Raw genomic sequence first — 14,491 nt, 5'->3', positions numbered from 1 at the left:
CCCGCTCAGTTCGCCCGACATGGTCGACAGGTCGGCATTCCTGCCGATCGGTGATGATCAGACCCTACAAGCCGGGTCCGACATCGGCCCCGCAGTTTCTCCAACGTACGGGGGCCACCTCGATGATTCCCGGGCGCCGGGATTTCCACCCCGCGCGCCCGATGCGGTCCGTGTGCCGCGTCAGCCGCCGGAAAGGACCCTGACCAGGTCTTCTGCGGTGCGACAGCGGTCCAGGAGCTCCTTGACGTGATTTCGCGTTCCGCGAAGCGGTTCGAGGGTTGGGACGCGCTGGAGGCTGTCGCGGCCGGGGAGGTCGAAGATGACCGAGTCCCAGGAGGCCGCGGCGACGTCGTCCGCGTACTGCTCGAGGCAGCGGCCGCGGAAGTAGGCGCGGGTGTCCTCAGGAGGGCTCGTACGGGCCCGCTCGACGTCGGCCTCGTCCAGGAGCCGCTTCATGCGTCCACGGGCCACCAGACGGTTGTAGAGGCCCTTCTCGGCCCGTACGTCCGCGTACTGGAGGTCGACGAGGTGCAGCCGGGCGGCGTCCCAGTCGAGGCCGTCGCGGCGGCGGTAGCCCTCCATGAGCTCCCGCTTGGCCACCCAGTCCAGCTCCCCCGCCAGGCTCATGGGATCGTTCTCCAGGCGGTTGAGGGTGTCCTCCCAGCGGGCGAGGACGTCCTTGGTCTGTTCGTCGGCGTCGGCGCCGAAGCGGTCCTCGACGTACTTGCGCGACAGCTCGAAGTACTCCATCTGCAGCTGGACCGCGGTGAGTGTCCGGCCGCTGCGGAGGGTGACCAGACGCTTGAGCGTCGGGTCGTGGGAGACCTGGTGCAGGGTTCGTACGGGCTGGTCCACGGCCAGGTCGACCGCGATGAAGCCGTCCTCGATCATGGAGAGGACCAGGGCCGTCGTGCCGAGCTTCAGGTAGGTCGAGATCTCCGAGAGATTCGCGTCGCCGATGATCACATGGAGCCGGCGGTACTTCTCCGCGTCGGCGTGGGGCTCGTCGCGGGTGTTGATGATCGGCCGCTTGAGGGTCGTCTCGAGGCCCACCTCGACCTCGAAATAGTCGGCGCGCTGGCTGAGCTGGAAGCCGTGCTCGTGGCCGTCCTGGCCGATGCCGACGCGGCCCGCTCCGGAGAAGACCTGGCGGGAGACGAAGAAGGGCGTGAGGTGGCGCACGATGTCCGAGAAGGGGGTCTCCCGCTTCATCAGGTAGTTCTCGTGCGTGCCGTAGGAGGCGCCCTTGTTGTCGGTGTTGTTCTTGTAGAGGTGGATGGGCTGGGCGCCGGGGAGCTGGGCGGCGCGTTCCGCGGCCTCGGCCATGATCCGCTCGCCGGCCTTGTCCCAGAGGACGGCGTCGCGGGGGTTGGTGACCTCGGGGGCGCTGTATTCGGGGTGTGCGTGGTCGACGTAGAGGCGGGCGCCATTGGTGAGGATCACATTGGCGAGTCCGATGTCCTCGTCGGTGAGCTGGCTGGCGTCGGCGGCCTCGCGGGCGAGGTCGAAGCCTCGGGCATCCCGCAGCGGGTTCTCCTCCTCGAAGTCCCAGCGGGCCCGGCGGGCCCGGTGCATCGCCGCCGCGTAGGCGTTGACGATCTGGGACGAGGTGAGCATGGCATTGGCGTTGGGGTGGCCGGGGACGGAGATCCCGTACTCCGTCTCGATGCCCATTACTCGCCGTACGGTCATGCGGCCCTCCTTGCCCGGCGGCACCCTCGGTCGTGGACGCCGCTCAAGTACCGCTGGCGCTCCGGTGCGTGTGCGGTGCCCGTCCCCGCACTGCGCGACTCGGCGGTAGGAAAGAGCCTAGAACGCCTTTGCGCTGGTGGGGAGATCATTTGCGTCATTGCCTGCTCCAGCCGTGGCCCGAAAAACAGTCGGCTGCGGATACCCGGTGAGGGCACCCGCAGCCGCCCTGCCTTTTACAGGTACTGACCGGTGTTTGCCACCGTGTCGATGGAGCGTCCGGTGTCCGCGCCCTGCTTTCCGGTGATGAGGGTACGGATGTAAACGATCCGTTCGCCCTTCTTTCCGGAGATCCGAGCCCAGTCGTCGGGGTTGGTGGTGTTGGGCAGGTCCTCGTTCTCCTTGAACTCGTCCACGCAGGCCTGGAGCAGGTGGGAGACGCGGAGACCCTTCTGGTTGTGCTCGAGGAATTCCTTGATCGCCATTTTCTTGGCGCGTCCGACAATGTTTTCGATCATGGCGCCGGAGTTGAAGTCCTTGAAGTAGAGGACTTCCTTGTCACCGTTGGCGTAGGTGACCTCCAGGAAGCGGTTTTCCTCGGATTCGGCGTACATGTGCTCGACCGCGGTCTGGATCATGCTCTGGACCGTGGTGGACTTGTCGCCGCCGTGCTCGCCGAGGTCGTCCGCGTGCAGTGGCAGGCGCTCGGTGAGGTACTTCCCGAAGATGTCCTTGGCCGCTTCGGCGTCCGGACGCTCGATCTTGATCTTCACGTCGAGTCGGCCGGGGCGCAGGATGGCGGGGTCGATCATGTCCTCGCGGTTGGAGGCACCGATCACGACCACGTTCTGCAGCCCCTCGACACCGTCGATCTCGGCGAGCAGCTGGGGGACGATGGTGTTCTCCACGTCCGAGCTGACGCCGGAGCCACGGGTGCGGAAGAGGGATTCCATCTCGTCGAAGAAGACGATCACGGGGGTGCCCTCGCTGGCCTTCTCCCGTGCGCGCTGGAAGACGAGGCGGATCTGCCGCTCGGTCTCGCCGACGTACTTGTTCAGGAGCTCGGGGCCCTTGATGTTGAGGAAGAAGCTCTTGCCGGCGGCCTGGCCGGTCACCTCGGCGACCTTCTTGGCCAGAGAGTTCGCCACGGCCTTGGCGATGAGCGTCTTGCCGCATCCGGGAGGCCCGTACAGCAGGACGCCCTTCGGCGGCCGCAGTTCGTGCTCCTTGAAGAGGTCGGGGTAGAGGTACGGGAGCTCGACCGCGTCGCGGATGGCCTCGATCTGGTTGCCGAGGCCGCCGATGGCCTCGTAGCCGATGTCGGGCACCTCTTCGAGGACGAGTTCCTCGACCTCGCTCTTGGGGACGACCTCGTAGACGTAGCCGGAGCGGGGTTCGAGCAGGAGGGCGTCGCCGGGACGGATGGTGACGTCCAGCAGCGGCTCGGCGAGCCGTACCACCCGTTCCTCGTCGGTGTGCCCGAGCACCAGGGCGCGCTCGCCGTCCTCAAGGATCTCCTTGAGGGTGACGATGTCCCCGACGCGCTCGTACTCCATGGCCTCGACCACGTTGAGCGCCTCGTTGAGCATGACTTCCTGGCCGCGCCTGAGGTCGTCGAGGTCGACGCTGGGGCTGACGTTCACCCGGAGCTTGCGGCCCCCGGTGAAGATGTCGGCCGTGCCGTCCTCGTTCGCCGTCAGGAAGACGCCGAAGCCGGCCGGTGGCTGCGCGAGCCTGTCGACCTCTTCCTTGAGGGCCACGATCTGGTCCCGGGCCTCGCGGAGCGTGTTGGCGAGTCGCTCGTTCTGGGCGGACACGCCGGCCAGGTTCGTCTGCAGCTCGACGATCCGCTCTTCGAGAATCCTCGTGTGTCGCGGAGAGTCGGCGAGCTTGCGTCGCAGGACGGCGATCTCCTGCTCAAGGTAGGCGATCTGCCCGGCCGGGTCGTCGGACCCTCGTCCCGGGCGGATGCCGCGGTTCATGTCGTCGTCGTGGGCTGCCACGGTCCTCACCTCCTCCAAGGGGAGCTGGACGCTTCCAGACCCTACCTGGGTGGGTGTCGATTGAAACCCCTAGATCACAAAGACTGTCAAGGAGTGTCCGATCTTCACCCTTGCGCTCTCCCTCACGCCAGGGGAATACCCACCGAACATGATTGGGAAGCCGCCGGAGGTAGGCTCGAGGAGTTCAACACCCGTCAGAGCTGGCCGGATTCCCGTCGGCTCGGCGCAGATACGTCAGGAGAGATGACCGTGCAGCAGGCGACCCGAAGCGACGGCGAGGCGCTGGAGGTCTGGATCGACCAGGACCTGTGTACGGGCGACGGAATCTGCGCCCAGTACGCACCGGAAGTGTTCGAGCTGGACATCGACGGGCTGGCGTATGTGAAGGGCGCGGACGACGAGCTGCTGCAGGCCAAGGGGGCAGTCACGCCGGTGCCGTTGCCGCTTCTGACCGACGTGGTGGACTCGGCGAAGGAGTGCCCGGGCGAGTGCATTCATGTGCGTCGGATTTCGGACAGGGTGGAGGTCTACGGGCCCGACGCGGAGTGACCCCCCAGCCACTCGCCGTGATCATTGTCTGATTTCTCACACGCCCTGGGATCCCAGGGCGTGTTTCGTTTGTCCGGCGCGCGCGCCGGAGCTCACACGCTGTGGGCGCCGGCGGGTGTCGAGCGGACGAACGCCCCGCCCTTCCACTGCCACTTGGCTTCCGTCCTCGTATCGGGGCAGCAACTGGGTACGTCGGCCGAGGAGTAGCCGAGCAGCGTCGCGGTGACGGCTCCGGCGCGAACGGTGAAGTCGGTGACCGTGAGCCGGTCCTTGGGGTCGACCAGGGTGGCGACGATGCGGGGCCGTTCGGCGCCGGCGGCCCGGGTGAGGACGTAGACGCCGTCGGGCGGGGTGCCCATGGGGGCGTCGCAGTGCACCACCGCGACCGTCTCGGGCCGGCCGTCCCCGTCGAGGTCTCCAGTGGCCTTCTTCTGGACCTTCACCTTCACCGGACCGCATTTCAGGGGGAAGTCGACGCCCTCGGTGCTGGGCGGCGCGGCGGCCGCGGGGGCGGACTTCGTCCCGGTGCCGGCGGCGGGCTGGGCGGCCTTGGCCGAGCCCGGCTGCAGCACGGAGGAGAGAGCCACGACGCCGGCGACAGCGGCTGCGGTGGCGACCCAGTGGATGGGGCGGGCGTGGGTGTGAGCCAGTTCCGGGACGGCGGATTGCTGCACTAGGAGTGTCTCCTGTGGTGGCTGTGCCGGTGGGGGTGGCCAGCATGGTGCCACACGTCACACCGCGGGGGAACGGCGGGGTCCGGGATTTCGGCAGGCTGTGCGGCTCGAGTGCGACGGAGGCCCGGGAATCCTGGTGCCCTGTCAACGCACGGGCGCCGTGGCGGAGTTCCCGGGACATTTCCGGAACTCCGCCACGGCGCCCGTGCGTTGGTCTGACAAAAGGCGACGAAGGTGGCAAGAAGGCGACAAAGGGACGCCTCAGCGACCGGCGCCTCCGTCGGCGTTGGGGCCGGCGTAGTCCTCGCCGTAGGCGCCCTTGGCGGGGCGGCGGCGGCGCATGGGCGGCTCGACGCCGTCGGCGAGGCGGCGGGCGGTGAGGAGGAAGCCGGTGTGGCCGATCATCCGGTGGTCGGGGCGGACGGCCAGGCCCTCGATGTGCCAGTTGCGGATCATCGTCTCCCAGGAGGTCGGCTCGTTGAAGCAGCCGATCTCGCGGATGGACTCCACGGTCCGGGCGAGCTGGGTGGTGGTGGCGACGTAGCAGCACAGGATGCCGCCGGGCACGAGTGCCTTGGAGACGGCCTCCAGGCACTCCCAGGGGGCGAGCATGTCGAGGATGACGCGGTCGACGTCGGTGTCGGACAGGTTGTCCTGGAGGTCGCCGACGGTGAGCTGCCAGGCCGGGTGCGGGCCGCCGAAGTAGCGCTCGACGTTCTGCCGGGCGATGTCGGCGAAGTCCTCGCGGCGCTCGTAGGAGTGCAGCATGCCCTGGTCGCCGATGGCCCGCAGCAGGAAGCTGCTGAGCGAGCCGGAGCCGACGCCGGCCTCCACGACGCGGGCGCCGGGGAAGATGTCGGCGAAGGCGAGGATCTGCCCCGCGTCCTTCGGGTAGACGACGGCTGCCCCGCGGGGCATGGACAGGACGTAGTCGGGGAGCAGGGGGCGCAGCGCGAGGTAGGCGACGTTTCCGGTGGTGCGGACAACGCTGCCCTCGGGAGCGCCGATCAGCTCGTCGTGGGGGAAGGATCCCTTGTGGGTGTGGAAGTTCTTCCCGGCTTCGAGCGTGAACGTGTAGTGGCGGCCCTTGGGGTCGGTCAGCTGTACCTGGTCCCCGACCTTGAAGGGCCCGCGCCTGCGGGCGGCACCGGTCGGTTCGGACATGTGAACAGCCTACCGGTCCCCACAGGCGGCTCGGACCAACGGAAGAGGTGGGTGGGCCGACGGCGCGGGCGAACGGCGCGCACCGGTCGCGGCCGCGTCACGCGGGTCTTGCCATGGCCTTGACGAAGGCACGCTCGACGTCCGCGGCGGAGAGCACTCCGTAGATTTCCCCGGTCTCCTCGACGACGAGGTACTCGGTGGCCGGGGCGGCGCGCAGGGCGTCGAGGAGTTCCTCCCCGGAGAGCTCGGCGGAGACACGCATCCCGTCGGTCAGTTCCTGGGCGAGACCGCCGACGGAGACCCAGGGGCGACGGTGTTCGGGTACGCCGACGATGGCGGCCTCGCGGACGAGCGAGAGGGGGTTGCCGTCGGCGTCGACGACCACGAGGGCGCGGGCACCGGCCGCGTTGGCCCGGCGCAGGGCCTCCGAGAGCGGGGTGTCGGTCTGGACGGGGACGGCCCGGCGGGTGAGGGTGCGGGCGCGCAGCTCCGGGAGGTGTTCACGCAGGCGGGCCATGCGGAGGCTGTTGCCGGCGCCGGTCCAGATGATCGCGGCGAGGATGGCGGCGAGCAGGGCGTCGGTGACGGTGTCCATGCCGTTGATCTCCTCGTTGCCGGAGCCGAAGGCGCCGGACTGGTTGAGGAGGGGGAGGCCGATCAGGACGGAGATGGCGAGGGCGCGGCCGACCCAGGCGGCGGCGACGGTGCCGCTCATGGGCTTGCCAGTGATCTTCCAGACGACGGCGCGGAGCATACGGCCGCCGTCGAGCGGGAGGCCGGGCAGCAGGTTGAAGGCGGCGACGATGAGGTTGGAGATCATCAGGCCGGCCAGCAGGACGCCGGGGACGGTGCCGGGCCGTACGGGCTGCATGGCGAGGTAGAACACCCCGGCCAGCACGAGGGAGAGCAGCGGGCCGACGAAGGCCAGCACGAACTCACGTCCCGGTGTCTCGGCCTCCTTCTCGATCTCGGAGACGCCGCCGAAGAACTGGAGCTGGATGCGGCGGACCGGGAGTTTGAAGCGGATGGCGGCGACGGTGTGGGCGAGCTCGTGGACCAGGACGGAGGCGTAGAAGGCGACCGCGAAGAAGAGGGACACGAGGTAGCGGGCGGCGCCGAGCTCCGGCAGCACGCGGTCCAGCTGTCCGCCGAACACCCAGGTGATCAGGGCGGCGACGAGGAACCAGCTGGGTGCCACGTAGACGGGCACCCCGAAGGGCCGCCCCATGAGAAGCCCGCCACCGGGCTCCTTGGGCCGCACCGGCGGCTGCCCCTTGGCGATCCCGGCGTCGGCATGGGACCGGTCGGGGTGCTTCTCGAAGCCGGGGCCGGGCTTGGGTTCCGGGCGGCTGCCGGGGGCGGTGCCGGGGGCCGGGGTGTCACCGGTGTCCTCCTCGCCGCCCGGGGCCGGGGCCTTGTCGGAGTCGCTGTCGCCGTGGGACTCGCTGTCGCCGCCGGAAGCCGGGTCGACCGTGCCGCGGTCACTGTCGCTGTCGCGCGGGGTCGTGCTCTCGCCCTCGGTTTCTGCGGGAGTGGTCGGCTCCGGCTCGGGGCGGGTGGGGTGGTCGGCGCCGTCCGCGGTGGGCGGCCGCGCGGCGTCGTCGGGCTGCGGCCCGGGGGGCTCGGTGTCCGGGGTCGTAGGAACTGTGGGGTGTTCGGTCGGCTTTTCGTTCCCGGGCCGCGGCCGCCCGCTCCCGCCGCTCACGTCCACGGTGTCCCCTCGTTCGAAGCGTCTTCCGCACCATCCGGGCGGAAGGGTCTGGGTCGATGGTATGCGGCCGTCGTGACTCGTTCCGCCCCGGCACCCCCTGTGTTTGCCCGGCGGCCGTACGGGACCGCGGCCCGCGGGTGGGTGACTGTCAGTGGCGGGCCGTATGGTCTGTGGTCATGGACAGCAGCATCGAGGGCGCAGAAGCGGTTCCACCGGTCATGGCCGAGCCGGTGACGGCGGCGACCGAGGGCAGGGCGGCGGCCGCTGCCCGGCCCGCGGTCATAGCGCCCGCTTCGCTGTCGCCCTCGCGGGCCAGTGACTTCATGCAGTGCCCGCTGCTGTACCGGTTCCGGGTGATCGACCGGCTGCCGGAGAAGCCGAGCGAAGCGGCGACCAGGGGCACCCTGGTGCACGCGGTCCTCGAGCGGCTCTTCGACGCACCCGCCGCCGAGCGGACCGCGCCGAGGGCGAAGTCGCTGATCCCGGGACAGTGGGACCGGCTGCGGGAGACGAAGCCCGAGGTGCTGGAGCTGTTCGCGGAGGATCCGGAGGGCGAGCGGCTCGCGCGCTGGCTGAGCGAGGCCGAGCTTCTCGTGGAGCGGTGGTTCACGCTGGAGGACCCGACCCGGCTGGAGCCCGCCGAGCGCGAGCTGTTCGTGGAGGCCGAGCTGGAGTCCGGACTGCGGCTGCGCGGGATCATCGACCGGGTCGATGTGGCGCCGACCGGTGAGGTGCGGATCGTCGACTACAAGACGGGAAAGGCGCCCCGCCCGGAGTACGCGGAGGGCGCGCTGTTCCAGATGAAGTTCTACGCCCTCGTCGTCTGGCGGCTGAAGAACGTGATCCCGCGCCGGCTGCAGCTCGTCTACCTCGGCAGCGGTGATGTGCTGACGTACGACCCCGTCCTCGCCGACCTGGAGCGCGTCGAGCGGAAGCTTCTCGCGCTGTGGGAGGCGATCCGGCAGGCCACCGAGACGGGCGACTGGCGGCCGCGCCCGACCAAGCTGTGCGGCTGGTGCGACCACCAGGCGCACTGCCCGGAGTTCGGCGGCACTCCCCCGCCGTATCCGCTGCCGGTCACCGCGGCCGGGTCCGGCGAGGTGTGAGCCTTCGGGGCCGTGCCCCGGAGGCAAGCCGATCAGCCCGTGCAGGGCAGAATGGGGCCGGACTAGCGAAGGAGACTCACGTGGCCATCCGCGTCCTACTGGTCGACGACCAGCCGCTGCTGCGTACGGGCTTCCGGATGATCCTGGAAGCCGAGCAGGACATCGCGGTCGTCGGCGAGGCCGGAGACGGCCTCCAGGCGCTCGACCAGGTGCGGGCCCTGCAGCCCGATGTGGTTCTGATGGACATCCGCATGCCGCGGATGGACGGTGTGGAGGCGACCCGGCAGATCACCGGACCGGGACGGGACGGACCGGCGAAGGTGCTCGTGCTGACCACCTTCGACCTGGACGAGTACGTGGTGGAGGCGCTGCGGGCCGGGGCCAGCGGGTTCCTGCTGAAGGACGCGCCCGCCAATGAGCTGGTGCAGGCGATCCGGGTGGTGGCCGATGGTGAGGCGATGCTCGCGCCGAGCATCACACGGCGGCTCCTCGACAAGTACGCCACGCATCTGCCGTCGGGTGACGAGCCGGTGCCGGACACGCTGCACACGCTCACCGACCGCGAGGTCGAGGTGCTGAAGCTGGTGGCGCGCGGGCTCTCGAACGCCGAGATCGCCGCGGACCTGTTCGTCAGCGAGACGACGGTCAAGACGCATGTCGGGCATGTGCTGACCAAGCTGGGGCTGCGGGACCGGGTACAGGCGGCGGTGTACGCGTACGAGAGCGGTCTGGTGCGTCCCGGCGCGCAGTAGGCACCGCGGCGAGCATCCGTCGTACGACGAGGGCGCCCCTTCCCCGTGGAGAGATCCGCGGAGAAGGGGCGCCCTTCGTGTGCGTCCCGGGGGCCGTCAGCTCTTGCTGAGTTCCCAGAAGCGGAACACGGTCGAGGCGTCGAGGCAGTACTCCAGCCCGTAGACGCCGTCGCGGGTGACCGCGTACTGCTTGGCCTGCCAGACCGGGAGGACCGGGAGCTCGTCGGCGACGATGTCCTGGAGGCGGCCGAAGTCCCCGTCGGTGGCGGCGCGGTCGCTCTGGGCGGCGGTGCTCGGGATGAGGGAGCCGGTGATCGTGGTGTTGCGGTAGTTGTTGCTCAGCACGTTGCCCTTGCCGAAGAACGGGGCCGTGAAGTTGTCGGCGTCCGGGTAGTCGGGCACCCAGCCCTTCACGTACACGCCGTACTTGCCCTTGGCGATGTCCTTCTCGTACTGGTCGAAGGCGACGGACTTGACGTCGGCGTCGAACAGGCCGCTGGCGTTGAGCTGCCCCGCGATGGCCTTCAGCTCCTGGTCGGTGGCCGGGCCGTAGCGGGAGGGGGTGGACCAGAGGGTGAGCTTCACCTTGCCGGTGATGCCGTCGGCGCGCAGGGCGGCGGCGGCCTTGGCCTGGGAGGGGCGGGCGCCGTAGGTGTCGAAGAAGGCCGTGTTGTGGCCCGCGATACCGGCCGGGATGATCGAGTACAGCGGGGTGGCCGTGCCCTGGTAGACGTTCTTGATCAGGGCGTCGCGGTCGATGAGATGGGCAATGGCCTTGCGCACGCCGAGCTTTCCGGCGACCGGGTCGTGCATGTTGAAGACCAGGTGCTGGACCTCGGCGCTGCTGCCCTCGATGACCTCGACGCCCTTGCTGTCGTTCTGCTTCTCTATGTCGGAGATGTCGCCCGCGGTCAGACCGCGGTACGCGATGTCGACCTCGTCGTCGAGGAGGGCCTTCTTCAGGGCGGTCTGGTCGCCGTGGAAGAACTTGAGGGTGATGCCGGAGTTCTTGATCTCGGCGGTGCCCTTGTAGTGGGAGTTGGGCGAGAAGACGGCCTCGTCGTCCCCGAAGGAGTCCATCGTGTAGGGGCCGGAACCGACGGCCTTGTCGTCCTTGCGGAGGCCGTTCGCGTCGTACTGCAGGTGGTCGACGATGGAGCCGGCACCGGAGGCGATCTTGCTGGGGAAGGTGGCGTCGGGCACGTTGAGCCGGAAGACGACGGTCTTCTGGTCCGGGGTCTCGACGCTCTCCAGCATCGGGAACATGATCGCGGGACCGGCCGAGTCGTTGATCTTCAGCATGCGGTCGAAGGAGAACTTCACGTCCTTCGAGGTGAGCGGGTCACCGTTGCTGAACTTGAGGCCGTCCTGGAGCGTGCACCGGTAGACCTTGGCCTGGCCGTCGGTGAAGGTGCACTCCTTCGCCGCTTCCGGCTGGGGCTCCGTCGCGCCCTTGGGGAAGCTCAGCAGCGACTGGAAGACGTTGTTGAACAACAGCCAGGACCCGGGGTCATAGCCGGAGGCGGGGTCCGTGGCGAGGACGTCGTCGGACATCCCCATCACCACGGAGGAGCCGGTACCCCCGGAATCACCGGTCTCCGAGCCGCAGCCGGTCAACAGGCCGGAGGCCAGCCCCGCCACGATGGGCAGGACCGGCCACTGGTTGCGCTTGTTCACGTGCATGTGCCTTGTCGTCGGATCTCGTCCCCGGAGCGCCGTCCCGGACCCGGGGCAAAAACCCGATTACCTTACCGCCCGTCGGCGATATGCGTTCGCCGGACGGTAAGTGACGGATCGTCAGCCGCCCGCTCCGCGGCCGAGCTCCCACAGCTGAAGCGTCGAGGACGAGTTGAGCGCGTAGGAGGCACCCGTGATGTCGTTCCGCGCGGCCACGTACTGCTTGCCCTGCCACAGCGGCAGCACCGGAACGTCGTCGGCGACGATGTCCTGGATGCTCGTCAGGCTCTTGGAGGCGGTCAGCCGGTCGGCCTCGCGGCGGGACTCCGGGATCAGGGTGTTGCGGATCTTGTTGTTGGCGTACGGCGAGCCGAGGAAGTTGTCCTTGTCGAGGAACGGCGCCAGGTAGTTGTCCGCGTCCGGGAAGTCGGGGAACCAACCCATGCCCCAGACGTCGTACGCGCCCTTGCGCGAAGCGGTCTGGAAGGTCGCCCACGGGGTGCCCTGGATGCGGACGTCGAACAGGCCGCTGTCGTTGAGCTGCTTCTGCAGGATCTCGAACTCCTGCTTGGTGGCCGCACCGTAGTGGTCGGTCGTGTAGTGCAGGGTCAGCTTCACCGGGGTGGTGATGCCGGCCTGCGTCAGCAGCGCCTTCGCCTTGGTGACGCTGGGGTTGCCGTACTTGTTGAAGAAGGAGTTGGAGTGGCCGGTCAGGGTGGCCGGGACCAGTGAGTACAGCGGCTCGGCCTGGGTGCCGTACACCTTGGAGACGAGCTCGCCACGGTTGATGACCTGGGCCATCGCCTCGCGCACGGCCTTGTTCTTCACGGTCGGCGCGCTGGTGTTGAAGGCCAGGTAGCGGATTTCCAGACCCGGCATGTCGACCAGGTCGACATTCTCGTCGCTGCCGGCGTCGAGCTTCTTGATCTGCGACGGCGTCATGTTGCGAATCATGACGTCGATGTCGCCCTTGTCGATGGCGGCGCCCATGGCGGCGGCATCCGTGAAGGAGCGCATCACGACCTTGTCGTTGCTCACCTTCAGGCTCCCCTTGTAGTTGGGGTTCTTGGCGAAGGTGGCGGTGACGATCTCGTCGTTCTTGACGTCGGTCTGCAGGGTGTACGGGCCCGAGCCGTCGATGTCGAACCCGTCGCGCAGCTTGTCCTTCGCGTAGTCCGCGGGGTTGACGATGCCCGCGACCGGAGTGGACAGCTTGTACGGGAAGGTGGCGTCGGCGGTCTTCAGGTGGAAGATCACCTCGCGGTCGCCCTGCGTCTCGATCGTGTCGATGTCGGACATCAGGGCGAATACACCACTGTCCGCCTTGACGCGCAGGGCCCGCTCGATGGAGTACTTGACGTCCTCGGCCGTGATGGCGTCGCCATTGGCGAACTTCAGGCCGTCGCGGAGCTTGCAGGCATAGCGTTCGTTGCCGCTGTCGGTGAAGCCGCAGCTCTCTGCGGCCTCGGGCACCGGGTCGCCCTCGCCCTTGGGCTGGATCATCAGGGTCTGCACGGTCTGGCGCAGGATGTTCCAGGTGCCGACGTCGTACGCGTAGGCGGGGTCGAGCGGCGCCGGAGCGTCCTTGGTGGCGGTGAACCGATCCGTGGTGCCGACGACGATCGCGTCGCCGCTCTTGCTCCCGCTGTCGGATCCGCCGCACGCGGCGAGAACCGGCGTGAGCAGGCCGGCCACGGCCGGCAGCACCAAATGCTTACGGTTCATGCTCGAAGTTCTCCAGAGCTGTTCGGGTCCGTGTACCCGGCATGCAGGGGTGTCGCGGCGGATCACGGGGGAAACGGCGATGTTCTCGCGACGAGATTAGTCCGCGCCAGCACGGGGGTTCACAGCCGCCGGAGTTGAGTTCCCATCACGCAGTGAAACCGGGTGCGGACACACCGAAAACCCGACAGAGGCAGGATTAGTGCAGCGTTCCACCAATCAGGACACAAAGGCACGGCGATTCCCCCCGAACGGGGGTGCCCTGCACACCTCGACATCGATGTCGAGCCCGGAGGGCGTGGCGAACGTCACAGCCTCAAACAGGTTAGGGGGTGGCTGAATTCGGCCAAACGACTCGACTCGAATTTCGCGGGGTGAGGGGCGGTGACTTTTTCCCCAGTGGACTTTGTACGCTGGGTGAACGCCTAGCGCACTTGCGTCATCAGACCGCGCAGAAATGCCAGGTCGACCTCTTCGAGAGAGGTCACCACGGTGCGGCGGGCGGCAGGGGCGATGGGGGCCACGGACGGCACCGCGACGACCTGACAGCCGGCGGCCTCCGCCGCCGCGACGCCGGTCGCGGTGTCCTCGACGACGGCGCATCTGGCCGGATCGACCCCCAGTCCGGAGGCGGCGAGGAGATACGGGTCCGGGTACGGCTTGGTGCGCGACACCTCGTCGCCGGCGATGGACAGGGCGAAGTGCTGGCGGCCGAGGGAGGCCAGTACGCGATCGATGATGCGCCGGTGCGAGGCGGAGACCAGGGCCGTGGGGATCTCGTGCTCGTACAGCTCGGCGAGCAGTCTGGCGGCGCCCGGCATCAGCGGCAGGGTGCGGCCGATACGGTCCTCGAAGCCGTCGTTGAGCAGCACCGTGAGCTCGGCGAGGGTGATGTCGGCGCCGGTGGCCTCGATCAGGAAGCCCGCGCTGCGGGTCATGGGGCCGCCGACCACGACATGGCGCCAGGAGTCGTCGAGGGCGTGGCCGAGGCGCGCGAAGACCTCGACCTCGACGTCCCACCAGAAGCCCTCGGTGTCCACCAGGGTTCCGTCCATGTCGAGGAGCACGGCCTGCAGGGCTGAGCCTTCCGCCGTACGGGTTCCGAGCGCGGGGACCGTGCTGGTCATCCGGGCGCACCTCCTTGAGGGACGATCAGGCCGGTTCCCCAGCGGGGAACCGGCCTGCGGTGGATCGACCAGTGTACGACTCCCGCAGGTGAAACGCCTGGTTTATCACTGGGGCGCGGGGGAATCCCCAGAAACACCCCCTGGACGCCCGGGAGGCCTGAGGTATGCCACGGGTGCCCTTTCGGCGGGCCACACCGGCCTGCCGGCAAGCACAGCCGGGAGGACGACCGCCCGCCCGGGGCACCCCCGCGGAACATGGCCCGCTGGGGGCTCCGAAGCCGGCTGTTCGCCCCGACACGCCCGCCCTCAGGGTGTGA

General features: G+C 68.8%; 11 protein-coding genes. 3 read left to right on the top strand and 8 right to left on the bottom strand.

The genetic code is table 11. The features are described from left to right. Positions 1-180: 180 nt before the first annotated feature. Positions 181-1,692, bottom strand: a complete 1,512-nt coding sequence (gene dop, locus Q8A52_RS23780; protein WP_361615711.1) for a depupylase/deamidase Dop — start codon at positions 1,690-1,692, stop codon at positions 181-183. A 233-nt stretch (positions 1,693-1,925) separates the two neighbouring features. After that, positions 1,926-3,692: a proteasome ATPase gene (gene arc / locus Q8A52_RS23775; protein ID WP_316754941.1), complete on the bottom strand. Its 1,767-nt coding sequence runs from the start codon at positions 3,690-3,692 to the stop codon at positions 1,926-1,928. A gap of 243 nt (positions 3,693-3,935) precedes the next feature. Here arc and Q8A52_RS23770 point away from each other — a divergent pair, with 243 nt between their 5' ends. After that, positions 3,936-4,241 (top strand): ferredoxin, encoded by a 306-nt coding sequence (locus Q8A52_RS23770; RefSeq protein ID WP_316754939.1) that lies wholly within the window; start codon positions 3,936-3,938, stop codon positions 4,239-4,241. Between the two features lie 92 nt (positions 4,242-4,333). Here Q8A52_RS23770 and Q8A52_RS23765 read toward each other — a convergent pair whose 3' ends face one another. From Q8A52_RS23765 to Q8A52_RS23755, 3 genes are all read right to left on the bottom strand, one after another. Further along, the gene (locus tag Q8A52_RS23765; protein WP_316754937.1) at positions 4,334-4,915 is read right to left on the bottom strand and encodes a hypothetical protein; all 582 of its coding nucleotides are present in this window, start codon (positions 4,913-4,915) and stop codon (positions 4,334-4,336) included. Positions 4,916-5,176: 261 nt separating this feature from the next. Continuing rightward, positions 5,177-6,079 carry a tRNA (adenine-N1)-methyltransferase gene (locus Q8A52_RS23760; RefSeq protein ID WP_316754934.1) on the bottom strand — a complete coding sequence of 301 codons (903 nt, stop codon included), beginning with the start codon at positions 6,077-6,079 and terminating at the stop codon, positions 5,177-5,179. Between the two features lie 97 nt (positions 6,080-6,176). Then, positions 6,177-7,790, bottom strand: coding sequence for a site-2 protease family protein (locus tag Q8A52_RS23755; RefSeq protein WP_316754933.1), 1,614 nt, complete (start codon positions 7,788-7,790; stop codon positions 6,177-6,179). A 176-nt stretch (positions 7,791-7,966) separates the two neighbouring features. Between Q8A52_RS23755 and Q8A52_RS23750 the strand changes: the two genes are divergently transcribed. Together Q8A52_RS23750 and Q8A52_RS23745 are read left to right on the top strand one after the other, a co-directional pair. Next, on the top strand, positions 7,967-8,896 hold the full coding sequence (locus Q8A52_RS23750; protein ID WP_316754931.1) for a RecB family exonuclease: 930 nt from the start codon (positions 7,967-7,969) through the stop codon (positions 8,894-8,896). Positions 8,897-8,976: 80 nt separating this feature from the next. Further along, a complete protein-coding gene (locus tag Q8A52_RS23745) occupies positions 8,977-9,648 on the top strand; it encodes a response regulator transcription factor (protein WP_316754929.1) in 672 nt (223 codons plus the stop codon). A 96-nt stretch (positions 9,649-9,744) separates the two neighbouring features. Here the strand turns inward: Q8A52_RS23745 and Q8A52_RS23740 are convergent, their stop codons facing one another. The 3 genes from Q8A52_RS23740 to Q8A52_RS23730 all read right to left on the bottom strand — a co-directional run bounded on the left by Q8A52_RS23740 (position 9,745) and on the right by Q8A52_RS23730 (position 14,174). Continuing rightward, positions 9,745-11,325: an ABC transporter substrate-binding protein gene (locus Q8A52_RS23740; protein WP_316755247.1), complete on the bottom strand. Its 1,581-nt coding sequence runs from the start codon at positions 11,323-11,325 to the stop codon at positions 9,745-9,747. A 120-nt stretch (positions 11,326-11,445) separates the two neighbouring features. Further along, complete coding sequence (locus Q8A52_RS23735) at positions 11,446-13,050, bottom strand: ABC transporter substrate-binding protein (protein WP_316754925.1); 1,605 nt, start codon at positions 13,048-13,050, stop codon at positions 11,446-11,448. A gap of 422 nt (positions 13,051-13,472) precedes the next feature. Next, a complete protein-coding gene (locus tag Q8A52_RS23730; protein ID WP_316754924.1) occupies positions 13,473-14,174 on the bottom strand; it encodes an HAD family hydrolase in 702 nt (233 codons plus the stop codon). Between the last annotated feature and the right edge of the window lie 317 nt (positions 14,175-14,491).

Origin of the sequence: Streptomyces herbicida, assembly GCF_032656585.1 — a bacterium.
Taxonomy (GTDB): Bacteria; Actinomycetota; Actinomycetes; order Streptomycetales; family Streptomycetaceae; genus Streptomyces; species Streptomyces herbicida.
Note: the sequence above shows the minus strand (reverse complement) of the source record. Positions and strands in the feature narration are given on the sequence as shown.